The following is a 26,413-nucleotide window of genomic DNA, read 5'->3' on the forward strand; positions in this document are numbered from 1 at the left end:
CATGCGCGTTGCGATCATCGACTATGGCTCCGGCAATCTGCGTTCGGCCACCAAGGCCTTCGAGCGTGCTGCCCGAGAGGCCGGCATTGCCGCAGAGATCGAACTGACGGCCGACGCCGCCCGCGTTCGCACCGCGGACCGCATCGTTCTGCCCGGCGTTGGCGCCTATGCGGCCTGCCGGGCGGGCCTCGATGCCGTGCCCGGCATGGTCGAGGCGATCCGCGAAACGGCGATCGACAGGGCGCGGCCCTTCCTCGGCATCTGCGTCGGCCTTCAACTCATGTCGTCGCGTGGGCTGGAGAAAACGGTCACGGAAGGTCTTGGCTGGATCAAGGGCGACGTGAAGGAAATGACGCCTTCCGACCCGACCCTCAAGATACCACAGATCGGCTGGAACACGATTCACGTGAAACATGACCACCCGCTGTTTGCCGGCATCCCCACCGGGCCGGATGGGCTGCATGCCTATTTCGTGCATTCGTATCATCTCGACGCGCAGCACGAGGAGGACGTGCTGGCGGTGACCGATTACGGCGGTTCCGTCACCGCGGCGGTGGGCCGGGACAATCTTGCCGGCACCCAGTTTCATCCCGAAAAGAGCCAGCAGCTGGGCTTGGCGCTCATCGCCAATTTCCTGAAGTGGAAGCCATGATCCTTTTCCCCGCCATCGACCTCAAGGAAGGTCAATGCGTGCGCCTGAAGCTCGGCGAGATGAGCCAGGCGACCGTCTACAACGCCGATCCCGCCGCCCAGGCAAAGGCCTTCGAGGAGCAGGGGTTCGAATGGCTGCATGTGGTCGACCTCGACGGCGCCTTCGCAGGAACGAGCGTCAATGGTGCCGCGGTCGAGGCGATCCTGGCAGCGACGAAGAACCCGGTGCAGCTCGGCGGCGGCATCCGCACAATTGAGCAGATCGAGGCATGGCTGGACAAGGGTCTCGCCCGCGTCATCCTCGGCACGGTGGCGGTGCGCGACCCTGATCTGGTGCGCGGAGCCTGCCGCCGGTTTCCAGGCAGGATCGCCGTCGGCATAGATGCGCGCGGTGGCTACGTCGCGGTGGAGGGCTGGGCCGAAATCTCGGAGCTTTCGGCGGCGGAGCTTGCGAAACGTTTCGAAGGAGCCGGCGTTGCTGCGATCATCTACACCGACATCGACCGCGACGGCGTCCTGACCGGCATCAACTGGGAGGCAACCATCGACCTTGCAGAAGCGGTCGACATACCGGTCATCGCCTCCGGAGGGCTCGCCTCCATTGCCGATATCGTGCGCATGACGATGCCGGACGCGGCGAAGCTGGAAGGCGCCATCTCCGGCCGCGCTCTCTATGACGGGCGCGTCGATCCGGCCGAGGCGCTGCGGATCCTGCGCGAGGCGCAATCATGACGCTCAAATCCCGCGTCATCCCCTGTCTGGACGTCAAGGACGGCCGTGTCGTCAAGGGCGTCAACTTTGTCGACCTGGTCGATGCCGGCGATCCGGTGGAAGCGGCCAAGGCCTATGACGCGGCCGGGGCGGACGAATTGTGCTTTCTCGACATCACCGCTTCGAGCGAGAACCGCGAGACGATCTTCGACGTCGTGGCGCGGACGGCCGAGCAGTGTTTCATGCCGCTGACCGTGGGCGGCGGCGTTCGCGAGGTGGCGGATATCCGCAAGCTGCTGCTTGCCGGTGCCGACAAGGTGTCGATCAACACGGCGGCGGTGAAGGACCCGGATTTCGTCGCCCGCGCGGCCGACCGGTTCGGCGATCAGTGCATCGTCGTCGCAATCGACGCCAAGAAGGTGTCCGGGGAAGGCGCGGCCGCGCGCTGGGAAATCTTCACCCATGGCGGGCGCAACGCCACCGGCATCGACGCCATCGAGTTCGCCCGCCGCGTTGTCGACCTCGGCGCCGGCGAAATCCTGCTGACTTCCATGGACCGAGACGGCACCAAGGCCGGCTACGACATAGCGCTGACGCGGACGGTGGCCGATGCGGTGCGCGTGCCGGTGATCGCCTCGGGCGGTGTCGGTACGCTCGATCATCTGGTCGACGGCGTTAAGCAGGGCCATGCTGCCGCTGTGCTGGCGGCATCGATTTTCCACTTCGGCACCTATACGATCGGCGAAGCAAAACGCTTCATGGCCGATCATGGCCTGGCCATGCGGCTCGATCCGGCACAAGGCCCAGAACAGGGCGAGGCAGCGACACGATGAGCACTTTCGATCTGGCGCGGCTGGAATCCATCATCGCCGAGCGCGCCCGCTCTGGCGACACCAATTCCTGGACGGCCAAGCTCTATGCCGCAGGCATGGAAAAAGCCGCTCAGAAGCTTGGCGAGGAGGCCGTCGAGACGGTCATTGCCGCGGTGCGCGGGAACCGTGAAGCCGTCATTTCCGAAAGCGCTGATCTTCTGTATCATTGGCTGGTTGTCCTGAATCTGGCCGAGGTGCCGCTGGACGAGGTGATGGCCGAACTGGAAAGCCGCACATCGCGCACGGGCATTGCCGAGAAGGCCGCCCGCCCGGCGAATTGAAACGGTTGCGGGCGGAAGAGGGATTACGGCGCATGGATCAGTTGGTTGCGGGGGAACGCTACTCTCCCTACCGCTTCTTCTCCGCAGAGCGCTGGGCCAATTTCCGCGCCGACACGCCGCTCACCCTCACCGAGGACGAGGTTCGCCGGCTTCGTTCGCTGAACGACCCTATCGACCTGGATGAAGTGCGCCGCATCTACCTGTCCATGTCGCGGCTGCTGTCGGCGCATGTCGAGGCAAGCCAGCTCCTGTTCCGTCAACGCCAGGTCTTTTTCGAGGCGGACGATGCGGTGAAGGCGCCATTCATCATCGGCATCGCCGGATCGGTCGCCGTCGGCAAATCCACCACGGCGCGCGTGCTGAAGGAGCTTCTTGCGCGCTGGCCGTCGAGCCCCAAGGTCGATCTGGTTACCACCGACGGCTTCCTCTATCCCAACGAGGTGCTGCGGCGCGAGGGCCTGATGGACCGCAAGGGATTTCCCGACAGCTACGACGTCGGCGCGATCCTCCGCTTCCTGTCGGGCATCAAGGCGGGGCTTCCGAATGTGCGCGCGCCCCTCTATTCGCACCTGACTTATGATGTGTTGCCGGGCGAATTCGTCACCATCGACAGGCCCGACATTCTCATTTTCGAAGGCATCAATGTGCTGCAGACCCGCGAGTTACCCGAGGACGGCAAGGCGGTGCCCGTGGTCTCGGACTTCTTCGACTTCTCGATCTATATCGATGCGCCCGAAGAACTGATCCATCACTGGTATGTCGACCGCTTCATGCGGCTGCGCGATACCGCCTTCAGGGATCCGAAATCCTTCTTCCATCGCTATTCACGGCTTTCAGCCGATGCCGCGCGCACCATCGCCGAACAGCTCTGGAAAAACATCAACCTGAAGAACCTGAAGGAAAACATTCTTCCCACCCGCCCCCGCGCCGACCTTATCCTGCGCAAGGGCGCGAACCATCTGGTGGAGGAAGTGGCGCTGCGTAAGCTTTAGATTTAAGCAATCGCGCACCGACAACCGGTATATGCTTGTCTGGAATAGCTATCATTTCACCATGTCGGACCGTCAGGCCGGCTTCGTCACCCGGCGCAGGGTGAGATTGATGCGGCCAACGCCTTTCAACAGGGTCGAGGTGCCGGGATAGATGCGGTCGACGCCGTGGTGGCAAAGCCGCCCCTCGCCGGCGAGCAGCAGTAGGTCGCCGCTCTCCAGCCGCAGCGATACGGTGCGGTCCGCACGCTTCGTGCCGCCCACGCGAAACAGGCAGGCGTCGCCCAGCGATACGGAGACGACGGGAGCGTCGAACTCCTCCTCATCGCGATCCTGGTGCAGTCCCATTCTGGCGTCGGAATCATAGAAATTCACCAGGCAGGCCTCCGGCGGATGAGGATAGGAGGAGAACTCGTCCCATAGCCGCAGAAGCGAGGCTGGTATCGGCGGCCAGGGCCTGCCGCTCACCGGATGGGTTGCCTGGTAGCGGTAGCCCCGCTCCTTGTCGGTGACCCAGCCGAGCGTGCCGCAATTGGTCATGCGTACGCGCATCGGCTTGCCCGTGCGCGGCATGGCGGGCACATAGAGCGGCGCTTCGGCCACGACTGCCCGAATCTCGTCGACCAGCGACTGCTGGGCCTCAAGGTCGAGGCAGCCGGGGAGGTGACGTACGCCTGATGGCAGCTGAACCATGATCTCCCCATACGGCATTTGATAGTAGCACAAAACCCCGGACGTCCGGGCCCGGGAGTTGATGATGCCACATGGAAATCAGTGCGCCGCCCGATTCCTGGCGGCGCCGCTTCCCGTTCTTACAGCGCCGGAATGCGAAGCACCTGCCCGGGATAGATCTTGTCCGGATGGGTCAGCATGGGCTTGTTTGCCTCGAAAATCACGGTGTACTTCGCACCATTGCTCTTGCCGTAATTGGCCTCTGCAATCTTCCAGAGATTGTCGCCCTTCTTGACCGTGTAGAAAACCGGTTCGCTGGTCTCGCCGCCCGCGTCGGCCACTTTCAGCTCGCCTGCCTCGACCTTGGAAACGCCAAGCGTGTTGCCGACGGCGATAACCGCCTTTTCGAAGGCCGACTGATCGGCGACCTCGCCTTTGAGCACCACCTTGTCGCCCTGCACCTCGACCTCGACCTTGTCGGTACCGAGCTTGTGCGAATCGAGCTCCTTCTTCAGCTCGGCGGCTTCCGGGGCTTCGTCATCGACCACGCCCAGCTTCTTCCCCACCGACTTAACGAAATCAAAAATTCCCATGGCAATATGCTCCTGTTTGAACAGCATGTCATTTGACGTGTAACGGCAATATATTTCAACCGTAAAACGGTGGTCCCTCGCTGACGCCGGTAAGGCCCCTCGATCAATCCGGCTTAATCGGCCCCCGCATCTTTTTCACCTGGGAGCGCCCTGCCTTTGCCTTGAGGCGGCGCTCGACCGCACCGCGCGAGGGCTTGGTCTTCTTGCGCGGCTTGGGCGGCGGCTCGGCGGCACGCTTGAGCAGTTCCATAAGCCGGTCGCGCGCATCGGTCCGGTTGAGCTCCTGCGTCCGGTAACGTCCTGCTTCGATCAGTATCTCGCCATCCTTGGTCGCCCGGCTGCCGGCCAGATGCAGCGCCCGCTGCCTCACGGGCTCGGGCAGGTTGCGGGCGTTGGCGGCGTCGAACCGCAACTGCACCGCCGTCGCCACCTTGTTGACGTTCTGGCCGCCGGGGCCGGAAGACCGGATGAACTGCTCATCCAGCTCGTCTTCGTCGACGAAAATGCCAGGCCGGATGATGAGAGCTGGTTCGGGCATTGGCTTGTCAGTCAGGCTTTGCTGATTGCAGACGAAAATGGCCCGGCGAGCCGGGCCACCAACATGTATGCAAACGGCCGGCGCCCGCAACCCTATTCGGCAGCCTGCCGGAACTGCGGCGAAGCGTTCAGCACTTCGGGGTCCACATGGGCGTGGAACTTCTCGAAATTATCCGCGAACATGCCGACCAGCTTCTCGGCCTGTGCGTCGTAAGCCGCTTTGTCCGCCCAGGTCGAGCGCGGATCGAGCATGCTCTTGTCGATGCCGGAGACCTCCACCGGCACCTCGAACCCGAAATGCGGATCGATGCGAAACGCCGCATCGCTCAGCGAGCCGCTGAGCGCCGCGGAAAGCAGCGCCCTCGTCGCCTTGATCGGCATGCGCCGGCCCACGCCGTAGGCGCCACCGGTCCAGCCGGTGTTCACCAGCCAGCAGTCGACGCCGTGGCTGGCGATGAGTTTGCGCAGCAGGTCGCCATAGATCGAGGGGTGGCGGGGCATGAAAGGGGCGCCGAAGCAGGTGGAGAAGGTCGCTTCCGGCTCGGTGACGCCGCGCTCGGTACCGGCCACCTTGGCCGTATAGCCCGAAAGGAAGTGGTACATGGCCTGGGCCGGCGTCATACGGGCGATCGGGGGCAGCACCCCGAATGCGTCCGCCGTCAGCATGATGACGTTCTTCGGTTGGCCGGCCCGTCCGGTCGCGCTGGCATTGGGAATGAAATCGAGTGGATAGGCGCAGCGTGCGTTCTCGGTGAGGCTGCCGTCGTCGAAATCGGGGACACGATCCTCGTCGAGCACGACATTCTCCAGCACCGTGCCGAAACGCCGCGTGGTGGCGAATATCTCCGGCTCCGCCTCTTCCGAGAGTCGAATTGTCTTGGCGTAGCAGCCGCCCTCGAAGTTGAAAACGCCGTCCTGGCCCCAGCCGTGTTCGTCGTCGCCGATCAATATCCGGGACGGGTCCGCCGAAAGCGTCGTCTTGCCCGTACCCGACAGGCCGAAGAAGACGGCGACATCGCCCGCGGGGCCGGCATTTGCCGAACAATGCATCGGCATGACACCCTTTTCGGGAAGGATGTAGTTGAGCGCGGTGAAGACGGATTTTTTCATCTCGCCGGCATAGGCCGTGCCTCCTATCAGCACGATCATGCGCGACAGATCGATGGCGATCACCGTTTCGCTGCGGCATCCGTGACGCGCCGGATCGGCCTTGAAGGACGGCAGGTCGATCACCGTCATCTTCGGCACGAAGCGCGCAAGCGCCTGACGCGCCGGGCGGATGAGAAGGTGGCGGATGAACAGCGAATGCCAGGCGAACTCCGTTACCACGCGCACGGGCAGGCTGTTCTGCGGATCGGCACCGCCTACCAGATCCTGGACGAAAAGGTCCCGTCCGGCGGCGTGGGACAGGAAATCGGCATAGATCGCATCGAACTGATCGCGTGTAATCGGCTGGTTGTTTCCCCACCATACCGAATCTTCGCTGCCTGCGTCGCGCACGACAAACCTGTCCTTGGGCGAGCGGCCGGTATGCTGCCCCGTGCGCGCCACCAGCGCGCCGTGGGCCGTCAGCCGGGCCTCACCGCGGCAGACGGCCTCCTCGCAAAGCTCGGCTGCGGTTGGGTTGTAGAAGACGCTGCCGGTGGTCTGCAGCCTGGCTTTCTCGATACCGCAATCGGGATTGCGAGGTCCGGTTTCTTTCATCGGGGGCGCACCTGGTTTCTGTTGCTTGTCGTGCCGGCCAGCAACAGGGCGACGACCCTTATCGGCAGGCTGCCGATGTCAGAAACAGAAAAGCCAAGCAATTTCAAATCATTAATCGATTTAAAGATTTAGACTCCGAGTTTAATCGGTTTTATGCCGCTGAAATTGGGAGGGCGCGTCCCCAACTGCCGGGGAGAATTCCGGCTGCAGGCGGCGCCGAAGTGCGGCGAAGTGACTTTGGCCGGTGAATGTGCCACATTTTGTACCTAATTTGTCCTGCAACTGCGCCCGACGCAGCAGAAGGGACATTGCATATGAGGGAGCCGCTAGAAATGGCAACGATCGCGCTGGTAGACGATGATCGCAATATTCTGACGTCGGTCTCGATTGCGCTGGAATCCGAGGGCTATCGCGTCGAAACCTATACGGATGGCGCATCGGCGCTCGAAGGATTGACGGCCCGCCCGCCAAATCTGGCCATACTCGACATCAAGATGCCGCGCATGGATGGAATGGAGCTCCTGCGCCGGCTGCGGCAGAAGAGCGACATACCGGTGATCTTCCTGACATCCAAGGACGACGAGATCGACGAACTCTTCGGCCTGAAGATGGGGGCGGACGATTTTGTGCGCAAACCCTTTTCGCAGCGGCTTCTCGTCGAGCGGGTCCGGGCGGTTCTACGACGGGGCACCGCACGCGAGGGGATGGCCAAAACCGCTGAGAAGCAATCGCGCTCGCTGGAGCGGGGCCACCTCGTCATGGATCAGGAGCGGCACACCTGCACCTGGAAAGGGGAGCCGGTCACGCTGACGGTGACGGAGTTCCTGATCCTGCACTCGCTGGCGCAGCGCCCAGGCGTGGTCAAAAGCCGGGATTCTCTTATGGATTCGGCCTATGACGAACAGGTCTATGTGGACGACCGCACGATCGATAGCCATATCAAGAGGCTGCGCAAGAAGTTCAAGTCGGTTGACGGGGAGTTCGACATGATCGAAACGCTTTACGGCGTTGGCTACCGTTTCCGCGAAGCCTGATCGCTTCCGTCCCGGATTGTCCTTGCAGCCACGACGGGCTAACCGCGATCTTCGCAGGCTCGCCGCCATCGCGGCGGCGTGTGGCGGCGGCTACAGCGTTGTGCGTCCTTGCTTTCGAACGCGCAAAGGATGCGGTAAGTTATTGAATACAGGTACGATGCTGTAGCGACTGAAAGAGTATGGTGGCAGACACGGAACACAGGAAGACCCGGGCCCAGGGCAAGGCCGGCCAGCCGGGGACGAGATACCTTGGGTGGCTCGCGGTCCTGCTTCGCCGAATGCTGGGCCACTATCTGTTCTCTAGTCTCACTCGCCGCATACTCATCCTCAATTTTGCCGCCATCGGCGTCCTGGTCGTCGGCGTCCTTTACATCAACCAGAACAGCGACGGCCTCATCGAGGCGCATATCGACAGCCTTACGACGCAGGGCGAGATCGTTGCCGGCGCCATCGCCGCATCGGCGACGGTGGAGATGGACACGCTCAAGCTGACGCCGGAAAAGCTGCTCGAGCTGCAAGCCGGCGAAAGCATGCAACCGGGCGTCGACCATCTTGAGAACCTCGATTTTCCGATCAATCCCGAAACGGTGGCGCCCCTGCTGCGGCGGCTGATCTCCAACCCTCGCACCCGGGCTCGCGTCTACGGTCCGCAGGGCGACCACATTCTCGATTCCAAGCCCCTTTATGCCAGCGGCCAGGTGCTGCGATACGATCTGCCGCCGCTGGACGAGGAGAGGGAGAACCCGCTGTGGCGCATCTACAAGCGCATTTCGACATTCTTCTCCCGCGACAGTCTTCCGCTTTATGAGGAAGTGCCCGGCGGCAGCGGCGTTGTCTATGAGGAGGTGGTGAGCGCCCTCACCACGGGCAAGCCCAGCTACAAGGTGCGTCAGACGGCGGAAGGGAAATACATCATCTCGGTCGCCGTTCCGATTCAGCGGTTTCGCGCGGTTCTGGGGGCTTTGCAGCTCACCCGCGAAGGCGACATCGACGAAATCAATGCCGAGCAGCGCAATGCCATACTTGGCGTTTTCGGCGTGGCGGCCTTCGTGACGGCAGTGCTGTCGCTTCTTCTGGCGTCGACGATCGCCAACCCGCTGCGAAGGCTTTCGGCCGCGGCCATACGGGTGCGCCGTGGGGTGAGAAGCCGCGAGGAGATCCCCGATTTCTCCCACAGGCAGGATGAGATCGGCAATCTTTCGGTCGCGCTCCGCGATATGACCAAGGCGCTTTATGCGCGTATCGACGCCATCGAAAGCTTTGCCGCCGATGTGGCTCACGAACTCAAGAACCCCCTGACCTCGCTTGGCAGCGCGGTCGAAACTTTGCCGCTGGCAAAGGACCAGCGCTCGCGCGACCGGCTCATGGAGATCATCCAGCACGACGTCCGCCGGCTCGACCGGCTGATCTCGGACATTTCCGACGCCTCCCGCCTTGATGCCGAAATGGTGCGCGAGGATGCCGAGCGCATCGATTTTCGGCAGTTCGTCTCGGACCTGGTGGGAGCCGCCCGCGACGTGGGCCGCAACAAGAAGAAGGTCGATATCACCTTCACGGTCGCCGAGAAGGAGCAGAACAAGAACTATTTCGTGGCGGGCCACGACCTGCGGCTGAGCCAGGTCATCACCAATCTCATCGAGAACGCCCGCTCGTTCGTGCCCGACGATGGCGGCCGCATCGACTTGCGCATGGGGCGCTCGGCCAAGCGCATTATCCTGACGGTGGAAGACAACGGACCCGGCATCCGCGCCGACGACATCGAACGCGTGTTCGAGCGCTTCTATACGGACCGCCCTTCCGGCGAGGCGTTCGGCCAGAACTCCGGCCTCGGCCTTTCCATCAGCCGCCAGATCATTGAAGCCCATGGCGGCACGCTGACGGCCGAAAACATCCCCGGCGCCAAACCCGGCGACATACGCGGCGCCCGCTTCGTCATCGCCCTGCCGGCTGATGAGTAGATCTGGATGACGGGAAGCAACCATCACGGCGTGCTGCTGGTGCTGGAACACAGCGGCGTTCTCATTCTCGGACGTTCCGGTTCCGGCAAAACCCGGTTGATGCTGACGCTTCTTTCCCTTTGCCGCGCCCAGGGGACTTTCGCTCGACTGGTCAGCGACGATCAGGTGCTGCTCGAACGGAAAGGCGGCCGGCTGATCGGAACCGTCCCTGCCGCGATCGCGGGCCTGGCCGAGGCCTTTGGCCGGGGGCCATCGGCGATCCGGCATGAGCCGAGGGCGGTCGTCGACCTCGTCGTGCGGCTGGTCGAGCTGGCCGAGGCGCCGCGGTTTGATGAGGAGGGCGCCATCGGGATCGAGGGCGTCGACTTGCCATGCCAGGATCTGCCGGCCGGCGATGCGGCCGGCGCGGGCCTGGCCATCTGCGCGAGACTGGGCCTGCCGCCCTTTGCCTGACCTGCCATGTGCTACGAATTTTCAGACGAATCGCCGCATATTGGGCTTGTCAACGCTTTCCCCGTTGACAAGATACCCCTTCTGCCGTGAGGCAAGACCGTTCACCGGTCACGCCATTGATTGGAACCGAAATAAAAAATGGTTGCCGGATGCGAACAGATGTTCGAACGTCGGAGCAGAAAGTGCCAATCGGACGGAGCGTAGCCTTGACCGATCTGACATGCGGCGACGGAAATGCCGGTGCGCTCCGCTGCGCCGCCATTGCCGGACTGTGCAACGGAAGGATTTCTGTTCGATGATCGGCGTCGTGCTCGTCACCCATGGTCGGCTGGCTGAAGAGTTTCGCCACGCTGTCGAGCATGTGGTCGGACCGCAGGAAAATTTTGGAACGGTGTCGATAGGCGCCGAGGACGACATGGAGCAGCGCCGCCGCGACATCGTTGAAGCCGTGGCCAGTGTCGACGCTGGCTCGGGCGTTATCATCCTGACCGACATGTTCGGCGGAACGCCGTCAAACCTGGCGATCTCCGTCATGGAGGCCGGTCGGATCGAGGTCGTTGCCGGAATGAACCTGCCGATGCTCATCAAGCTTTCGAGCGCGCGCGCCGCCGACGACATGGCAAAGGCGCTCGATGAAGCGCAGACGGCTGGCCGTAAATACATCAATGTGGCAAGCCAGGTGCTCAGCGGAAAGTGACCACAGCCCGAACCGCCTTGATTGAACGCGAATTCGCCATTGTCAACCAGCGCGGCCTGCATGCGCGCGCGTCGGCCAAATTCGTTCAGCTGGCCGGCGCGTACGATGCACGCGTGACGGTCGAGAAGGATGGAATCGCCGTTGGCGGGACCTCCATAATGGGACTGATGATGCTGGCAGCCAGCCCCGGCTGCTGCATTAAGGTGAAGGCGGAAGGGCCGCAGGCCAAGGAAGTCATGCATGCTCTGGCCGAACTGGTTGCTGCTCGCTTTGGCGAGGAAAGCTGAAGAGCCGGCGCCTCTTTTTAGGTCGCATGCAGGGATAAAGATTTCTTTATATCGTTGTTCGCACCGCTGCTATCTGGTAGCAAATGCGCCTGATCGCGCGCAGCCGCGCCCGTTGTCCAACTGGAGCTGAAATCCATGGCCGCCAATGACTACCTCGTCGCCGATATCTCGCTTGCTCCCTGGGGGCGCAAGGAAATCGAAATAGCTGAAACGGAAATGCCGGGCCTGATGGCCTGCCGCGAGGAGTTTGGCAAGGAAAAGCCGCTGAAAGAGGCGCGCATATCCGGGTCGTTGCATATGACGATCCAGACCGCGGTGCTGATCGAAACGCTAAAGGAGCTGGGCGCGGAAGTGCGGTGGGCTTCCTGCAACATCTTTTCCACCCAGGACCATGCCGCCGCCGCGATCGCGGAAACGGGCACGCCGGTCTATGCCGTCAAGGGCGAGACACTGGAGGAATATTGGACCTATACGGACCGCATTTTCCAGTGGAGCGACGGTGGGCCCACCAACATGATCCTCGACGATGGCGGCGACGCCACCATGTACATTCTCCTCGGCGCCCGCGCCGAGGCCGGAGAGGACATTCTCACCAGTCCGGGCAACGAGGAGGAGGAAATCCTCTTCGCGCAGATCAAGAAGCGCATGGCCGAGACCCCCGGTTTCTTCACGCGCCAGCGCGATGCGATAAAGGGCGTGACCGAAGAGACGACCACCGGCGTCAACAGGCTCTACCAGCTTCAGAAAAAGGGCCTGCTGCCTTTTCCCGCGATCAACGTCAATGACTCGGTCACCAAGTCCAAGTTCGACAACAAATATGGCTGCAAGGAATCCCTAGTCGACGGCATTCGCCGCGCCACCGACGTGATGATGGCCGGCAAGGTCGCGATCGTCTGCGGCTACGGGGACGTGGGCAAAGGCTCGGCGCAATCGCTTTCGGGTGCCGGCGCGCGCGTGAAGGTGACCGAGGTCGATCCGATCTGCGCCCTCCAGGCCGCCATGGACGGCTTTGAGGTGGTGACCCTGGAGGACGCCGCGCCGACTGCCGACATCGTGGTGACGACCACCGGCAACAAGGACGTCATCACCCTCGATATCATGCGCAAGATGAAGGACATGGCCATCGTTGGAAACATCGGCCATTTCGACAACGAAATTCAGGTCTCGGCCCTGCGCAATCTGAAATGGACCAATGTGAAGCCGCAGGTGGACATGATCGAGTTCCCCGACGGCAAGCGCCTCATTCTCCTGTCGGAAGGGCGTCTGCTCAACCTCGGCAACGCCACGGGCCATCCCAGCTTCGTCATGTCCGCCTCCTTCACCAACCAGGTGCTGGCCCAGATCGAACTGTGGACGCATACGAGCCAGTACGAAAACAAGGTCTATGTGCTGCCCAAGCATCTCGATGAAAAGGTCGCGCGACTGCATCTCGACAAGCTGGGCGCGAAGCTTTCCGAGCTCTCGCCGGAACAGGCTGCTTATATTGGCGTGAACGTGCAGGGGCCGTTCAAGCCAGACCACTACAGGTATTGATCCAAAGGTCGTCCCACACAACATATTGATGCCGGCCTCTTGACAAAGCGGCCGGCATTATTTTTGTCGCACCTCCTTCTTCACGCCGATTCGCTCAACGGCTACAGTGCGGTGATTCGAGGAGCGCCACCGGTATTGAGTTCAGCGCAGCGCGGACCGGGGGCGGTCTTGACGATCATGCGGCGGAGAGGAACAGGACATGCCGGGGCTGGACCCGCTACGCGGCGGGGCTGCAAGGCCGCAGGGCCGTAGGAAGATGCGATTGCGCCGAGCTCGCGGCCTGATGTGCCTGGCATTGCCCGCTCTCGGCTGCACCGCGCTCACCGGCAGCCCGGCCATGGCGCAGGGTGCTTCGGACCCGCCGCTCTGGCGCGGACTCACGGTCGGCGCGGTAGAGGTCATCCAACTCGCCATATTGGCCGGCGTGATGGGAGCGGCGCTGCTTTCGGCGATCTGGCTGATACGCCAGCGCGCCCGCATAGCGGCGGAAAATGTGGCACTGCGAACCCGCGTGGCAGAACTTTCCGGGGCCCTTGCCCGTTCCGAGGCGCTTCTCAATCTCAAAGATCAGCGGCTCGTCGTCTGGCCAGGTGACGGTGGCCGTCCCAACGTCGTGGGCGAGTTGCCTGCCGAAAGCGGCGCGCCGCTGGAGCGCAACACCTTCTTGGCGTTCGGGCGATGGCTCATGCCGCGTTCGGCCTCGGCGCTGGACAGAGCAGTGGCCGGCCTGCGCGAAAAGGGCGCCTCCTTCGATCTGGTTGTGGAAACGCGCGAGGGCATCCTGCTCGAGGTGCAGGGACGCAAATCGGCCCTGCATGCGGTGGTCCGCTTCCTGTCGCTGTCGTCCACCCAATCCGAAAACGCGCGCCTGAAGCTGGAGCAGCAGCGGCTTGCGGCCGACCATCAGAACCTGCTGGGCCTGATCAACGCGCTCGACATGCCGTTCTGGCTGCGCGACCGGGCCGGCCGGCTCAAATGGGTCAACGAGGCCTATGCTCGAGCGGTGGAAGCCGAAAGCCCAGGCGCGGCCGTGCGCGACGGCTTGGAGTTTCTCCCCACGCCGACGCGCGACAGCCTCGCACAGCAGCATTTGAACGACACGATTTTCCGTGACCAGGTGACGACGGTCGTTGGCGGCGACAGGCGGGTCTACTCGGTCACGGATTTCGCCCGCGCCGAAGGCAGCGCCGGCATAGCCCTGGACACCAGCGACCTGGATGGGTTGAAGCGCGAGTTCGAGAGCACCGTTCGCAGCCATGCCGATACGCTCGACCAGCTCACCACGGCCGTTGCGATCTTCGACGCGGAGCAGAAGCTCAAATTCTATAATCAGGCCTTCCAGAAGCTCTGGGATCTGGATCCCGGTTTTCTCAACGGCTCGCCGGAAAACGCGCTTCTGCTCGACCGCCTGCGCAGCGGCGGCAAGCTCGCCGAACAGCCCGAATGGCGGCGCTGGAAGGAGCAGCTTCTTGCCGCCTACCGCTCGGTGGAGCCCGAGGAGCATTGGTGGCATCTGCCCGACGGCCGCACTATCCGCGTAATCGCCAATCCGCAGCCCAGGGGCGGCGTGACGTGGGTCTTCGAGAACCTGACCGAAAAGATCGATCTGGAAAGCCGCTACAACGCCGTCGTCCAGGTGCAGAGCGAGACGCTGGACAATTTGGCCGAGGGCGTCGCCGTGTTCGGCTCCGACGGGCGCCTGCGCCTTTCCAACCCGGCTTTCCGGACGCTTTGGCGCCTTCCCGAGAAGCTGGCCAACGGCGATGTGCATATCTCCATTCTCAAGGCTGCCTGCGATTCCGTGGCAAAGGAAAGCCCGTGGGGCGACTTCGTTGCCGCTGTCACCGGCTTCGACGACGAACGCCGCGATAGCCACGGCCGCACCGAACTCACCGACGGCGCCATCCTATCCTACGCCATCATCCACCTGCCCAACGGCCAGGTGATGATGACCTTCGTGGACGAGACGGACAGCGTGAACGTGGAGCGTGCGCTGAAGGAGAAGAACGAGGCGCTGGAAAAGGCCGACAAGCTGAAGAACGATTTCGTCCAGCATGTTTCCTACGAACTGCGCTCGCCATTGACCAACATCATCGGCTTCACCGAGTTGCTGGCCCTGGAAACGACCGGGCCGCTCAGCCAGCGCCAGCGCGAATATGTCGACCATATCGGCTCGTCTTCCTCGCTGCTCCTGACTGTCGTCAACGATATCCTCGATCTGGCCACCGTCGATGCGGGCATCATGGAGCTGGATATCGGAGAGGTCGAGATCAGGCCGATCGTCGCCTCTGCCGCCGAACTGATCTCCGAACGCGTCAAGGAACACGGCATAAGGCTGGAGATCGCCGTCGACGACGCGCCTTTCTCCTTCCACGCCGATGAGAGCCGCATTCGCCAGATCCTCTACAATCTGCTCAGCAACGCCGCCAATTACGCGCCTGAAGACAGTCTCATCACCCTGTCGGCGCGGCAGAGCGAGGATGGCGTCGAATTCAGGGTGCATGACGATGGCCCTGGCATGTCGCAAGAAGTGCTGCGCACCATCTTTCGCCGTTTCGAACCGCGTACGAATGGCGGCCGCCGGCGCGGTGCCGGCCTCGGCCTTTCCATCGTGAAGAGCTTTGTCGAGCTGCACGGCGGCACGGTGGAGATCGAGACTGGCGAAGGCCGGGGAACCACCGTTATCTGCCGTTTTCCCATCGCGCCGCGGGGCATGCGTGCGGCTGCCGAATAGGCCGGCCATGACGCCGTCATTCCTGTCCCTTCATCTGGCCGACGAGGACGCGACCGAGCGGTTTGGCGAGGATCTGGCGATCGCGCTCCGGCCCGGCGATCTCGTGGCGCTAGAAGGCGACCTGGGCATGGGCAAGACCGCGCTTGCCCGGGCCGTCATTCGTGCGCTTGCCGACGATCGCGCGCTGGAAGTGCCGAGCCCTACCTTTACGCTCGTGCAGGCCTATGGGCTGCGCAGCCCCGTGCACCACTTCGATCTTTACCGCTTGTCGGCGCCGGAGGAGCTGGAGGAGTTGGGCCTGCCCGAGGCGCTCGCCGAAGGCGTCGCGCTGGTGGAATGGCCCGAACGGGCCGAGCAGGCCATGGCTGGCGCCATTCGTCTGCGGCTGACCGAGAAGGGCGAGGGGCGTGAGGTGCGCATCGAAGGACCCGACGACGCACTGGCGCGTATCCGCCATTCCCTTGCCGTGCGCGCCTTCATCGACGGAGCCGGCTTTGCCGGCGCCCGCCGGACCTTTCTCCTTGGCGACGCCTCCATTCGCGCCTATGAAACGGTCAAGCCGCCTTCCGGCCCGCCGCTGATCCTGATGGACGCGCCCGAGCGTCACGACGAGCCGGCCGTCCGCGACGGCCTGCCCTACAGCCGCATCGCCCATCTGGCGCAGAACGTGACCGCCTTCGTCGGGGTGGCGAATGCCCTTCGCGTGGAAGGATTTTGCGCGCCGCGCATCCACGCCCAGGCGCTCGACGACGGTCTTCTCCTGATCGAGCATCTGGGCAGCGGCCGCTTCCTGGGGGACAGTGATCGGCCGGTGGCGGCGCGCTACGAGGCGGCATCGCGCCTGCTGGCCGCGCTCCACGAGAGGCACTGGCCGAGCGCCTTTCCGGTCGACGATCACCGTACATATGAGCCGCCGGCCTACGACCGCGAGGCGCTGAGCATCGAAACCGACCTATGCCTCGACTGGTATATGCCCTTCGCCCTCGGCAGGCCCGCGGACGCAGGGCAGGTGGCGGAGTTCAAGGATATCTGGTTCGCTCTCTTCAACCGGCTCTCCGCCGCTGAACAAAGCCTCGTGCTGCGCGACTTTCATTCGCCCAACATCGTCTGGCGGGAAGATCGCGACGGGTTTGACCGTTTGGGTCTGATCGATGTGCAGGATGCCGTTTTCGGCCCCGCTGCCTATGACGCCGCGGCACTGGCCTTCGATGCCCGCGTCTCGATCCCGGCCGATATACGAGAGCTTGTGGTCGAGACCTACTGCGCAGCTCGTGGACCCGGTTTCGACCGGGGCGCCTTTGAGGAGGCGTACGCAATCACCGCCGCGCAGCGCAACACCAAGCTTCTGGGCACTTTCACGAGGCTTGCCCATCGCGACGGCAAGCCCGGCTACCTGGGTCACCTGCCGCGCATCCGGGGCTATCTCAGGCAGGTGGTGCAGCATCCTGGTCTTGCCCGCCTGCGTCAATTTTACGAGGATCACCGCCTGCTTGAAGGAGAAGCCGAATGAGCGGTGTCGTACCCTCGAATGCAATGGTGCTGGCGGCGGGCCTTGGCAAGCGTATGCGGCCGATCACGAACACGATCCCAAAGCCGATGGTCGTCGTCGGCGGCCGGCCGCTGATCGACTGGAGCCTTGATGCCCTCATGCGCGCCGGCGTTGCGGAGGCGGTCGTCAATATGCACTACCTGCCCGAACCGCTGGCGGTTCATCTGGAGGGACGAACGAACCCGGAGATCAGGATTTCCGATGAGCGGGACCTGTTGCTGGATTCGGCCGGCGGCATCGTCCGGGCGCTGCCCATGCTGGGGAAGGAGCCCTTCTTCATCGTCAACGCCGATACGTTCTGGATCGATCGCGATCGGCCAAACCTGTTGCGGCTTGCCGGTGCATGGGATGCCTCGCGCATGGACATGCTGCTGCTTCTGGCCGATCCGGCAGCGGCCACCGGACACTCGGGAAAGGCCGACTTTCTGGCAGATGCGGACGGCCGGCTACGGCGCGCGGGCGCCGAGGCGGCGGGCTATATCTATGCCGGCGCGGCGATCATCCATCCGCGCATCTTCATGCCGCCGCTGAGACAAGGCCCCCATTCGCTCAATCTTTATTTCGACTTGGCGATAGAACGCGGCCGCCTGTTCGGCCTGCCGCTGGAAGGCCACTGGCTCACGGTCGGCACGCCCGATGCGATTGCGCTGGCGGAGGCCGTCCTGTTGCGGGCGGGTGCCACGGCGTGATGACAGGACATCGTCACCCTCGGGTCTTTTCCATCCCACCCGGCGTGCGCTTCCTCCCGGCGCTGGCCGATGCGCTCCTGGAAGGGCGGCTTGTGCCCGGTTTCCGCTACGAGGCGGATCCGTTGGCGCTGGCCGACGCCACCATCTACCTGCCGACGCGCCGTGCCGCGCGCGAACTGCGCAACGTCTTCGTCGACCGTCTCGGCGGCGCCTCGGCGATCCTCCCGACCATTCGTCCGCTTGGCGAGTTTGAGGCGGAGCTGGCCGATCTGGAGACCGAAGGCGGAGCGGCCATGCTCGATCACGCACCGCCCGTGGGGCAGCTCGACCGATTGCTGCTTCTGGCGCCGCTGGTCCAGGCGTGGAAAGCGCGGGTGCCTGCCGAGATCGCCGCCCGTTTCAACGAAGGGCTTGTCGTGCCGGCCTCGGTGAGCGACAGCCTGTGGCTGGCGCGCGATCTGGCTGCGCTCATGGATGAAGTCGAGACTGAGGAGGCCGACTGGGCAAGGCTTGGAGCCCTGGTGCCGCAGGAGCTCGCCGGCTGGTGGCAGGTCACGCTCGATTTCCTGACTATCGTCACCACCCACTGGCCGCATATCCTTGGGGCGATGGACCGCTCCAACCCCGCAGCACATCGTAACGCGATGCTGACCGCAGAGGCTGAAAGGCTGAAGCGCAATCCCGGTCGCGGCCCGGTGATCGCCGCCGGCTCGACCGGCTCGATCCCCGCCACCGCGCGCCTGCTTTCCACGATCAGCCGGCTGGACAATGGCGCTGTGGTACTGCCGGGCTTCGACAAGGGTCTGGACGGTGAAATCTGGGAGGCCATCGGCGCGCTCGATCAACCTTCGGCCTTCGGCCATCCGAAGCACGGCCTCAAGAAGCTGGTTGCGTCCATCGCTCTCCCGCGCGGCGATGTCGAAAACCTGGCCGAACCGCCGCACGAACTGGAGATAAGGCGCCGTCTGGTCGCCGAGGCGCTGCTTCCTGCCGAAACGACAGAGCGCTGGGCCGGCAATCGCGATCTGGTCGAGCGCGCCAAGGCGGCAGGCGCCATGGAAGGCATCAGCCTCATCGAGGCAGCCAACGAACGCGAGGAAGCGCATGCGGTCACCGTGGCGCTGCGCCATGCCATTTCCCGTGAGGGGACGACGGCGGCGCTGGTGACACCCGATCGCGCACTGGCCCGCCGCGTTGCGGTGGAGCTGCGCAAATTCGGCATCCAGGCCGACGATTCGGGCGGCAGCCCGCTTGCCGACTCCATACCTGCCACCTTGTTGCGTATGATGCTGGAAGCCGTCTTCCGCCCCGGCGAGCCCGTCGCCATCATCAGTCTCCTGAAACATCCGCTTCTGCGCCTCGGCATGAAGCGGGAGGCGGTGCGCCGCGCGACCGAATGGATTGAGCTCATAGCCTTGCGCGGCGGTACGGGACGTCCGGATATGGCCGAGCTCTCCAACGATTTCGATGTCCGGCTTTCAGCCATGGCCGGGGCCGCGCGCAAGCCCTTCTGGCTGTCGCGCCTCGGCGAGACTGCAAAGGGCGAGGCACGGGCAGTGCTTGCCGCGCTCGACGCCGCGCTCGCCCCGCTGACCGCGCTTCGCGGTGGTACCGCTGATCTTGCCACGGCGGTGCGCGCTTCCGTCGATGCGTTCGAGGCGCTCGGCCGAAGCGATGACGGCGCGTTGGCGAAGCTTTATGAAGGCGAGGCGGGAGAGGCGCTTGCCGGCTTCCTGCGCGAACTCGTCGGAACCCGGTCCTCCCTCGCTTTCGATGCTTCCGACTGGCCGGATATCTTCATGGCCCTGATCGCCGGGAAGACGGTGAAGCCGGCGGCTGGCGCCGACCAGCGCGTCGCCATATGGGGGACCCTCGAGGCTCGGCTGCAGAGCGTCGATGTGATGGTGCTTGGCGGGTTGAACGAAGGCACATGGCCTCAGCTTCCCCGCTCGGACCGATTCATGTCGCGACTGATGAAGGCCGAGCTCGACCTTGAGCCGCCGGAGCGGCGCATCGGCCTTGCCGCCCATGATTTCATGATGGCTTTGGGGGCGCCGGAAATCGTGCTGTCGCGGGCCGCCCGCGCAGGCGATGCGCCGGCCGTCGCCTCACGCTGGCTCCAGCGGCTTTTGGCTTTTGTCGGCGGTGAAGAGGGCGATGCCATGCGTGGGCGCGGTCGCCGTTTCATACACTGGGCCGACATGCTTGAAGCGCGGCAGGATCAGCCTTTCGCGCCGCGGCCCTGCCCGAAACCGCCGCTGGAGGCGCGCCCGCAACGCTTCTCGATCACGGAGATCGAGACGCTTCGGCGCGATCCTTATGCAGTCTATGCGCGGCGCGTGTTGGGCCTGTCGCCGGTCGAACCGCTCATCCGCGATCCGGGTGCGGCCGAGCGCGGATCGCTCTTTCACGATATATTGGAGCACTTCATCAAATCGGGTGCTGACCCATGCGCCGGGAACGCGCTCGACCGGCTGCTCGATTCGGGCCGCGCGCTCTTTGCCGAAGCGGCCCTTCCCGCCGACGTGGAGGCTGTCTGGTGGCCGCGCTTCAAGCGCACCGCCGAAAGCTTCATCGACTGGGAGCGCGGGCGCGGACAGCACGTTGTCAGCCGCCTGGCCGAAATCCGCGCCGGCGCGCTCGCCGTCGGCGCCACGGGCAAGATGCTGTCGGGCCGAGCCGACCGCATCGACCTCCTGGCCGATGGTCGTGCCCACATCATCGATTACAAGACCGGCGCACGGCCTTCGCGGATCCAGGCGCACAGGCTGCTGGCCCCGCAGCTCGCGCTTGAAGCGGCCCTCCTGGCGCGTGGCGCATTCGCCGGACCGGGAGCCCGCACGCCCGCCGAACTCAGCTATGTGCGGCTGAAGGCCAATGGCGGCGTGGAGGAAGAATCGATCCTTGAGATCAAAGGTCGCAATAAGAGCGAGAAGACTGCGACGGGGATCGCCGACGAGGCATGGCGGCGGCTGGAGGAGCTTCTGGCGCATTACGACCGGGTCGAGGCGGGCTATCTGTCCCGTGCCCTTCCCTTCAGGGAAGGCGATGTGGATGGCGACTACGATCATCTGGCGCGCGTCCTCGAATGGTCGGCGGGTGGCGATGCGGGCGAAGGCGAGGGCGATGCGGAATGAGCACGAACCTGCGCATTCCTTCTGAAACGCTGAGGGCGCAGGCGCTGGCCTCCGATCCGGCCTTGTCTGCCTGGGTCTCGGCCAATGCCGGATCTGGCAAGACGCATGTGCTGGCAAGCCGCGTGATCCGGCTTCTGCTCAAGGGGATCGAACCCTCGCGCATTCTTTGCCTTACCTATACGCGCGCCGCCGCCGCCAACATGGCCACCCGCGTCTTCGGCAATCTCGCGGGCTGGAGCCTGCTTTCGGACGAAAAGCTCTCTGTCGAGATAGAAAAACTCGAAGGCCGGCCGCCTGACGCCGAAAAGCTGCGCCGGGCAAGGCGCCTTTTCGCCCGGGCGCTGGAAACGCCGGGCGGCCTGAAGATTCAGACCATACACGCATTCTGCGAAGCTATTTTGCACCAGTTTCCGCTCGAAGCGAACATCGCCGGCCATTTCCAGCTCCTGGACAGCCAGATGGAGGAGGCGCTGGTTGCCGAGGCCAGGCGTGACCTGTTGACCGTCGTGGCGTCGGAAGAGGACGGGCCGCTGGCGGAAGCTTTTGCCCATGTGCTGGCACTGGGCGGCGAGAGCGGCCTCCAATCGCTTCTTTCCGACATCGTCGCCAAGCGCGACAGGCTGCGCCGGCTTATCGAGGCGATCGGCCACGCACCGGAACCCTATGTGGAATTGTTCGAGGAGTTCGGCTTCCGCGCCGGCGACAGGCCTGAAACGCTGGCCGCTGCCATCTGGCCGCTGCCCGGTTTCGACGCGTCGCAGTTTCGCCGGTTTGCCGATGCCGCCGACGAAACCGAGGCCAAGGATGTGCAAAAGCACATCCTGCCGGAGGCCGAAAAGGCGTACGCCGAAGCCAACCCGCTCGCACGTCTCCACCATCTGCGCAAGGCGTTCCTGAAGGCCGACGGCGCGATCTATGGCGAACGAACTTTCAAGGCGTCGCTGAGGGCCCGGCTGCCCGACATTTTCGAGCGCTACGAGCAGGCCGCCGCCATCATATCGCAAACCTGCGACCGGGTGGCGCTCCTACAGATGCTGGAAGCCAGCCGCGCCGCGCTTGTCGTGGCCGATGCGCTGATCGGCCGCTACGAGCGCCTGAAACGGGCGCGCGGGTTCCTCGACTTTTCCGACCTGATCATGCGCACCGTGACATTGCTGTCGCGGCCGGATGTAGGCCCTTGGGTCCAGTTCAAGCTCGACCGTGGCATCGACCACGTGCTGATCGACGAGGCGCAGGATACCAGCCCCGAGCAGTGGCGCATCGTCCGGCTTTTGACCGACGAGTTCTTTGCCGGCGATGGGGCGCGGGAAGGGGTCGAACGCACAATCTTCGCCGTCGGCGATGAAAAGCAGTCGATCTACTCCTTCCAGGGCGCCGAGCCGGCCGCTTTCGCCGAGAGCGGCGCGGCCTTCCATCTTCGTGTTCCGCAGGCCGGCGGCCGCTTCGAAAAGGTGCGTCTCACCCATTCCTTCCGCTCCACTGACGACGTGCTGAGCGCGGTCGACCTGGTTTTCAGGCGGGAGGAAGCGCGCCGCGGACTGACCCGGGATCCCGAGGGCCCGCCTGAGCACAAGGCCATCCGCGACAATGCGCCGGGCTATGTCGAGATATGGTCGCCACTCAGCCCCGAAACCGTGGACGAGCCCGAGGATTGGACGAAGTCGGTCGACCACGCCTCGGCGCCCGCTGCCCGGCTTGCCGAAATCATGGCCGACCGCATCGCCCGCTGGCTCGAACAGGGCGAAATGCTGGAAGGCCAAGGCCGCAGGCTGCGGCCCGGTGACATCATGGTGCTGGTCCGCAAGCGCGACCGCTTCGTGCACGCATTGTCGCGCAGCCTGAAGAACCGCAGGATCAATGTCGCCGGAGCCGACCGCCTGCGGCTCACGGCGCATATCGCGGTCAAGGACTTGCTGGCCCTCGGCCGGTTCCTGCTGCAGCCCCATGATGATTTGTCGCTGGCCGCCGTCCTGAAGAGCCCGATCTTCGGCTTGGATGAGGAGGCACTTTTCAGCCTTGCCTGGGGACGCGGCGAAGGCACGTCGCTCTATGCCGCCCTGCGCGCCGGCGCGCGCGATGGCGGACAGCTTTCGGAAATCCTCGAAGCCCTGGAAACATGGCGCAATGACGCCGCCTTCAGGCAGGTCCATGAGTTTTATGCCGGCGTTCTGGCCGGCGTTCCGGGCAGACAGGGCGCTCGCGGCCAGTTCGTCGCGCGGCTCGGGCACGAGGCGAGCGATGTGCTCGATGAGTTCCTGTCCTTCTGCCTGACCGCCGAGCGGACGGGACTGCCGGGGCTTGAGTCCCTTCTGGCGACGCTCGACGGCTCCGCGCCGGAGATCAAGCGGGAAATGGACCAGTCCCGCGACGAGATCCGCATCATGACGGTGCACGCGGCCAAGGGGCTCGAAGCGCCGGTGGTGTTTCTCGTTGACCCCGGCAGCGCGGCGGCGAGCCACAGCCATCTGCCGACGCTCATGCCCTTCCCGCTGAAGCAGAGCCCGCACCTCACCGGCTATCTGTGGCGCGCCGGCAAGGATCTCGCCAACGGCCGCTCACGACAGTTCGAGCAGGCGGCCAAGGACAAGGCGGAAGAGGAGTATCGCCGCCTGCTCTATGTGGGCATGACGCGTGCGGAGGACCGGCTGATCGTTTGCGGCTATCATGGCATGCGGCCGGCGGAGGGTACCTGGCACGGCCTTGTGCGCGCGGCTTTCGAGGATGCGGCAGGCGTCGAGGAGCAGGCCGACCCCCAAGACTGCGCACCCGTCCTGCGTTATAGGGTGACGCCATTGGGCGGGGCGGGCGAAACAGCCAAGGCGTCCGCGCCGGCAGCACCCGTTCCCCCGCTGCCACCCTCGCTTGGCGCGCCTCTTCCTCCGCCCCCTGCCTTGCCACGGCCGCTTGCGCCCTCGGGCGCATCGGCGCTGATCGAAGGTGGCTATGAGGCCGTTGCCTCGGCCCGGTCTCCCGTACTCGATGACGAACGACCGGCCGGTTTGGCGCTGGAGCGGGGCAATGTGGTTCACCGGCTGCTCCAGGTCCTGCCGGACATGGAGCTGGAGGCGCGCGGACGCGCCGCTCGGCGCTATCTTGAACGGGTCGGCGCGTCCTGGCCGGTGGAAGAGCGGGAGACGGTGCTTTCGTCGGTCATCTCAATCCTGGCAGAGCCGTCTTTCGCCGCCGTCTTTGCACCGGGTTCGCGGGCCGAAGTATCGGTGATGGGCAAGCTCGCGATCGCAGGTGCGCAACGTGCCGTTAGCGGAAAGATCGATCGTCTTGCGGTGACGGACGAGGCCGTGCTGATCGTCGACTACAAGACCAACCGCCCCGCGCCCGAGGAACTGGAGGCGGTGCCGCCGGCTTATATCGCCCAGCTTGCCCTTTATGCGGAGCTCTTGCGCCCTTTATACCCCGGCAAGGAAATTTGTTCCGCGCTTCTGTTTACGGAAGGACCGCGCCTTCTCCATTTGCCGGGCAACGCGATGGAAGCTGCCCTTGCCCGACTCACGCGAGCGTGAGAAAACCGAGCTTGAACGGCAGGGTGCGCATGCCCACATGCCCAGTCAACATACCCGGTCAGCGGACCAGTCAACTGGATTGACGACAAGGAGAGGCTCATATGGCCACCGTCAAGGTAGACAATAACAACTTCCAATCCGACGTTCTTCAGGCGAGTGAGCCGGTTGTGGTCGATTTCTGGGCCGAATGGTGCGGCCCCTGCAAGATGATCGCCCCGGCACTTGAAGAAATTTCCGCCGAGCTCGGCGGCAAGGTCAAGGTGGCCAAACTGAACATCGACGAGAATCCCGAACTTGCAGCTCAGTTCGGCGTACGCTCCATCCCGACGCTCATGATCTTCAAGAACGGCGAAGTCGCCGACATGAAGGTCGGCGCTGCGCCCAAGACCGCGCTTTCGGCCTGGATCGGCGGCGCCGTCGCCTGACGGGCTTTCACACGATGTGAGATGGAGAACCCCGCCTTTGCGCCGGCTTTTCTTTGATCATTGCGGCGGCGTACCGTTGGCCGCCAGCACTTCGCCCGCCAGATAGAGCGATCCGCAAATCAGGATGCGCGGCGGCGGCTCGTCGCCCCAGGTCTCCGCCAGGAGTTTCAGCGCATTTTCCACGGAGGCCACCGGCTCGGCGGACAGGCCTGCCTCCGCGGCGCGCGCGGCGAGTTCGTCATTGGGCACGCCGGCGTCGCTGCCGTTCACGGGCACCGTGTAGACGTGGCGGGCCATGCCGGCGAAGGCCGCGAAATAGCCTGCCTGATCCTTGGTGTTGATCATGCCGGAAATGAGAAAAAGCGGACGCGAGCGTTTTTCCTCCTCGCCGGCCATGGCCTCGGCGATCGCCGTGCCGGCGCCCGGATTGTGTCCGCCATCCAGCCAGATTTCAGCATCTTGGGGGGCGAGCGCGAGAAGCTTGCCTTCGGTCAGCCTCTGCAGGCGGCCAGGCCAAGAGACGTTCTGCATGGCCTTGTCGGCGATCTTGTCTGACACGGCGAAGCCGGCTGCCTTGACAGCGGCAATTGCAGCGGCGGCATTGGCAAGCTGGTGCCGGCCCGGCAGCCTTGGCGGCGTCAGGTCGAACAGGCCATCTTCGTCCTGATAGACCATCCGTCCGTGCTCCTCGAACGCGATGAAGTCCTGCCCATAAACGGCCGCCGGCGATCCGATCCGCTCCGCCGTTTCGATCAGCACTTCCCGCGCCGCGTCCCAATCCTGCTGTCCGATGATCACCGGGCGGCCTGGCTTCATGATGCCTGCCTTCTCGATTGCGATCAGCTCGACGCGGTCGCCGAGATAGGCCTGGTGATCGAGCGAGACCGGCATGATGAGCGAGACCGCCGGCTGCGCGATGACATTGGTGGCATCGAAGCGCCCGCCCAACCCCACCTCGACAATGGCGGCATCGGCGGGATGTTCGGAGAACAGGACGAACATGACCGCGGTGAGTATCTCGAAGACGGTGATGGTCTCGCCGCGATTGGCTTGCGCGACGCGCTCGACGGCTTCGGCCAAAATGCCATCGTCCACCAGCCGCCCGCCGCCTGCCGCGCCCATGCGGTAGCGCTCGTGCCAGCGAACGAGGTGAGGCGAGGTGTGCACGTGCACGGCATGGCCGCTGGCCTCCAGCAACGCGCGGGCAAAGGCCGCCGCCGAACCCTTGCCGTTGGTGCCGGCGATGTGGATCACTGGCGGCATCCGCTCCTGCGGATCGTCCAGGCGTGCCAGAAGCCTGCGAATGCGGTCCAGCGAGAGGTCGAAGCCCTTGGGGTGAAGCGACAACAGCCGCTCGATGGCGCGTTCGGCGGCACTCATTGATTT

The 26,413-nt window shown here is 64.2% G+C and carries 22 protein-coding genes; 17 read left to right on the top strand and 5 right to left on the bottom strand.

Annotated elements, in window-relative coordinates; all coding sequences use genetic code 11:
* The first annotated feature begins 1 nt into the window (after window position 1).
* Genes hisH through coaA form a run of 5 tightly spaced genes read left to right on the top strand, consistent with a single transcriptional unit; the run spans window position 2 to window position 3,507 of the window.
* Window positions 2–652 carry an imidazole glycerol phosphate synthase subunit HisH gene (gene hisH / locus NTH_RS10185; protein WP_338529911.1) on the top strand — a complete coding sequence of 217 codons (651 nt, stop codon included), beginning with the start codon at window positions 2–4 and terminating at the stop codon, window positions 650–652.
* Entirely contained in the window at window positions 649–1,383 is a 735-nt protein-coding gene (hisA, locus tag NTH_RS10190; RefSeq protein ID WP_338529912.1) for a 1-(5-phosphoribosyl)-5-[(5-phosphoribosylamino)methylideneamino]imidazole-4-carboxamide isomerase, read from the top strand. Before hisH ends, hisA begins: the two co-directional genes overlap by 4 nt.
* Window positions 1,380–2,195, top strand: a complete 816-nt coding sequence (hisF, locus tag NTH_RS10195) for an imidazole glycerol phosphate synthase subunit HisF (protein ID WP_338529913.1) — start codon at window positions 1,380–1,382, stop codon at window positions 2,193–2,195. Before hisA ends, hisF begins: the two co-directional genes overlap by 4 nt.
* Window positions 2,192–2,515, top strand: coding sequence for a phosphoribosyl-ATP diphosphatase (locus NTH_RS10200; RefSeq protein WP_338529914.1), 324 nt, complete (start codon window positions 2,192–2,194; stop codon window positions 2,513–2,515). The genes hisF and NTH_RS10200 overlap by 4 nt, the downstream gene beginning before the upstream one ends.
* A gap of 32 nt (window positions 2,516–2,547) precedes the next feature.
* On the top strand, window positions 2,548–3,507 hold the full coding sequence (coaA, locus tag NTH_RS10205; RefSeq protein WP_338529915.1) for a type I pantothenate kinase: 960 nt from the start codon (window positions 2,548–2,550) through the stop codon (window positions 3,505–3,507).
* A 72-nt stretch (window positions 3,508–3,579) separates the two neighbouring features.
* Here coaA and NTH_RS10210 read toward each other — a convergent pair whose 3' ends face one another.
* The 4 genes from NTH_RS10210 to NTH_RS10225 all read right to left on the bottom strand — a co-directional run bounded on the left by NTH_RS10210 (window position 3,580) and on the right by NTH_RS10225 (window position 7,010).
* Window positions 3,580–4,197: an alpha-ketoglutarate-dependent dioxygenase AlkB family protein gene (locus tag NTH_RS10210; protein ID WP_338529916.1), complete on the bottom strand. Its 618-nt coding sequence runs from the start codon at window positions 4,195–4,197 to the stop codon at window positions 3,580–3,582.
* A gap of 119 nt (window positions 4,198–4,316) precedes the next feature.
* Complete coding sequence (gene lysM / locus NTH_RS10215) at window positions 4,317–4,769, bottom strand: peptidoglycan-binding protein LysM (RefSeq protein ID WP_338529917.1); 453 nt, start codon at window positions 4,767–4,769, stop codon at window positions 4,317–4,319.
* A gap of 103 nt (window positions 4,770–4,872) precedes the next feature.
* A complete protein-coding gene (gene arfB / locus NTH_RS10220) occupies window positions 4,873–5,307 on the bottom strand; it encodes an alternative ribosome rescue aminoacyl-tRNA hydrolase ArfB (protein ID WP_338529918.1) in 435 nt (144 codons plus the stop codon).
* A gap of 92 nt (window positions 5,308–5,399) precedes the next feature.
* The gene (locus tag NTH_RS10225; protein WP_338529919.1) at window positions 5,400–7,010 is read right to left on the bottom strand and encodes a phosphoenolpyruvate carboxykinase; all 1,611 of its coding nucleotides are present in this window, start codon (window positions 7,008–7,010) and stop codon (window positions 5,400–5,402) included.
* A 332-nt stretch (window positions 7,011–7,342) separates the two neighbouring features.
* On the opposite strand from NTH_RS10225, the gene NTH_RS10230 reads away from it, so the two are divergent.
* The 12 genes from NTH_RS10230 (at window position 7,343) to trxA (ending at window position 25,027) form a co-directional block, all read left to right on the top strand.
* Entirely contained in the window at window positions 7,343–8,044 is a 702-nt protein-coding gene (locus NTH_RS10230) for a response regulator transcription factor (RefSeq protein ID WP_338529920.1), read from the top strand.
* A 179-nt stretch (window positions 8,045–8,223) separates the two neighbouring features.
* Window positions 8,224–10,002, top strand: a complete 1,779-nt coding sequence (locus tag NTH_RS10235) for a sensor histidine kinase (RefSeq protein WP_338529921.1) — start codon at window positions 8,224–8,226, stop codon at window positions 10,000–10,002.
* 6 nt (window positions 10,003–10,008) lie between these two features.
* Window positions 10,009–10,455, top strand: coding sequence for an HPr kinase/phosphorylase (locus NTH_RS10240; RefSeq protein WP_338529922.1), 447 nt, complete (start codon window positions 10,009–10,011; stop codon window positions 10,453–10,455).
* A 295-nt stretch (window positions 10,456–10,750) separates the two neighbouring features.
* Window positions 10,751–11,152: a PTS sugar transporter subunit IIA gene (locus NTH_RS10245; RefSeq protein WP_338529923.1), complete on the top strand. Its 402-nt coding sequence runs from the start codon at window positions 10,751–10,753 to the stop codon at window positions 11,150–11,152.
* On the top strand, window positions 11,149–11,439 hold the full coding sequence (locus tag NTH_RS10250; protein WP_338529924.1) for an HPr family phosphocarrier protein: 291 nt from the start codon (window positions 11,149–11,151) through the stop codon (window positions 11,437–11,439). The genes NTH_RS10245 and NTH_RS10250 overlap by 4 nt, the downstream gene beginning before the upstream one ends.
* Before the next feature lie 135 nt (window positions 11,440–11,574).
* The gene (gene ahcY, locus NTH_RS10255) at window positions 11,575–12,972 is read left to right on the top strand and encodes an adenosylhomocysteinase (RefSeq protein ID WP_338529925.1); all 1,398 of its coding nucleotides are present in this window, start codon (window positions 11,575–11,577) and stop codon (window positions 12,970–12,972) included.
* 199 nt (window positions 12,973–13,171) lie between these two features.
* Complete coding sequence (locus tag NTH_RS10260) at window positions 13,172–15,706, top strand: sensor histidine kinase (RefSeq protein ID WP_422392377.1); 2,535 nt, start codon at window positions 13,172–13,174, stop codon at window positions 15,704–15,706.
* A gap of 7 nt (window positions 15,707–15,713) precedes the next feature.
* Window positions 15,714–17,216, top strand: a complete 1,503-nt coding sequence (tsaE, locus tag NTH_RS10265; protein ID WP_338529926.1) for a tRNA (adenosine(37)-N6)-threonylcarbamoyltransferase complex ATPase subunit type 1 TsaE — start codon at window positions 15,714–15,716, stop codon at window positions 17,214–17,216.
* The gene (locus NTH_RS10270; protein WP_338529927.1) at window positions 17,213–17,944 is read left to right on the top strand and encodes a nucleotidyltransferase family protein; all 732 of its coding nucleotides are present in this window, start codon (window positions 17,213–17,215) and stop codon (window positions 17,942–17,944) included. The genes tsaE and NTH_RS10270 overlap by 4 nt, the downstream gene beginning before the upstream one ends.
* On the top strand, window positions 17,944–21,081 hold the full coding sequence (gene addB, locus NTH_RS10275; protein WP_338529928.1) for a double-strand break repair protein AddB: 3,138 nt from the start codon (window positions 17,944–17,946) through the stop codon (window positions 21,079–21,081). Before NTH_RS10270 ends, addB begins: the two co-directional genes overlap by 1 nt.
* Window positions 21,078–24,602, top strand: coding sequence for a double-strand break repair helicase AddA (gene addA, locus NTH_RS10280; RefSeq protein WP_338529929.1), 3,525 nt, complete (start codon window positions 21,078–21,080; stop codon window positions 24,600–24,602). Before addB ends, addA begins: the two co-directional genes overlap by 4 nt.
* Window positions 24,603–24,703: 101 nt before the next feature.
* Window positions 24,704–25,027 (top strand): thioredoxin, encoded by a 324-nt coding sequence (gene trxA / locus NTH_RS10285; RefSeq protein ID WP_338529930.1) that lies wholly within the window; start codon window positions 24,704–24,706, stop codon window positions 25,025–25,027.
* A gap of 57 nt (window positions 25,028–25,084) precedes the next feature.
* On the opposite strand, the gene NTH_RS10290 is transcribed toward trxA, so the two are convergent.
* Window positions 25,085–26,407 carry a bifunctional folylpolyglutamate synthase/dihydrofolate synthase gene (locus NTH_RS10290; protein ID WP_338529931.1) on the bottom strand — a complete coding sequence of 441 codons (1,323 nt, stop codon included), beginning with the start codon at window positions 26,405–26,407 and terminating at the stop codon, window positions 25,085–25,087.
* Window positions 26,408–26,413 lie beyond the last annotated feature (6 nt).

The sequence above is a fragment of the Nitratireductor thuwali genome (assembly GCF_036621415.1).
In the GTDB taxonomy this organism is placed as follows: Bacteria; Pseudomonadota; Alphaproteobacteria; order Rhizobiales; family Rhizobiaceae; genus Chelativorans; species Chelativorans thuwali.

Coding starts and splice junctions, on each gene's coding strand:
- hisH (WP_338529911.1), top strand. CDS start 2: ATGCGCGTTGCGATCATCGACTATGGCTCCGGCAATCTGCGTTCGGCC.
- hisA (WP_338529912.1), top strand. CDS start 649: ATGATCCTTTTCCCCGCCATCGACCTCAAGGAAGGTCAATGCGTGCGC.
- hisF (WP_338529913.1), top strand. CDS start 1,380: ATGACGCTCAAATCCCGCGTCATCCCCTGTCTGGACGTCAAGGACGGC.
- NTH_RS10200 (WP_338529914.1), top strand. CDS start 2,192: ATGAGCACTTTCGATCTGGCGCGGCTGGAATCCATCATCGCCGAGCGC.
- coaA (WP_338529915.1), top strand. CDS start 2,548: ATGGATCAGTTGGTTGCGGGGGAACGCTACTCTCCCTACCGCTTCTTC.
- NTH_RS10210 (WP_338529916.1), bottom strand. CDS start 4,197: ATGGTTCAGCTGCCATCAGGCGTACGTCACCTCCCCGGCTGCCTCGAC.
- lysM (WP_338529917.1), bottom strand. CDS start 4,769: ATGGGAATTTTTGATTTCGTTAAGTCGGTGGGGAAGAAGCTGGGCGTG.
- arfB (WP_338529918.1), bottom strand. CDS start 5,307: ATGCCCGAACCAGCTCTCATCATCCGGCCTGGCATTTTCGTCGACGAA.
- NTH_RS10225 (WP_338529919.1), bottom strand. CDS start 7,010: ATGAAAGAAACCGGACCTCGCAATCCCGATTGCGGTATCGAGAAAGCC.
- NTH_RS10230 (WP_338529920.1), top strand. CDS start 7,343: ATGGCAACGATCGCGCTGGTAGACGATGATCGCAATATTCTGACGTCG.
- NTH_RS10235 (WP_338529921.1), top strand. CDS start 8,224: ATGGTGGCAGACACGGAACACAGGAAGACCCGGGCCCAGGGCAAGGCC.
- NTH_RS10240 (WP_338529922.1), top strand. CDS start 10,009: ATGACGGGAAGCAACCATCACGGCGTGCTGCTGGTGCTGGAACACAGC.
- NTH_RS10245 (WP_338529923.1), top strand. CDS start 10,751: ATGATCGGCGTCGTGCTCGTCACCCATGGTCGGCTGGCTGAAGAGTTT.
- ahcY (WP_338529925.1), top strand. CDS start 11,575: ATGGCCGCCAATGACTACCTCGTCGCCGATATCTCGCTTGCTCCCTGG.
- NTH_RS10260 (WP_422392377.1), top strand. CDS start 13,172: ATGCCGGGGCTGGACCCGCTACGCGGCGGGGCTGCAAGGCCGCAGGGC.
- tsaE (WP_338529926.1), top strand. CDS start 15,714: ATGACGCCGTCATTCCTGTCCCTTCATCTGGCCGACGAGGACGCGACC.
- NTH_RS10270 (WP_338529927.1), top strand. CDS start 17,213: ATGAGCGGTGTCGTACCCTCGAATGCAATGGTGCTGGCGGCGGGCCTT.
- addB (WP_338529928.1), top strand. CDS start 17,944: ATGACAGGACATCGTCACCCTCGGGTCTTTTCCATCCCACCCGGCGTG.
- addA (WP_338529929.1), top strand. CDS start 21,078: ATGAGCACGAACCTGCGCATTCCTTCTGAAACGCTGAGGGCGCAGGCG.
- trxA (WP_338529930.1), top strand. CDS start 24,704: ATGGCCACCGTCAAGGTAGACAATAACAACTTCCAATCCGACGTTCTT.
- NTH_RS10290 (WP_338529931.1), bottom strand. CDS start 26,407: ATGAGTGCCGCCGAACGCGCCATCGAGCGGCTGTTGTCGCTTCACCCC.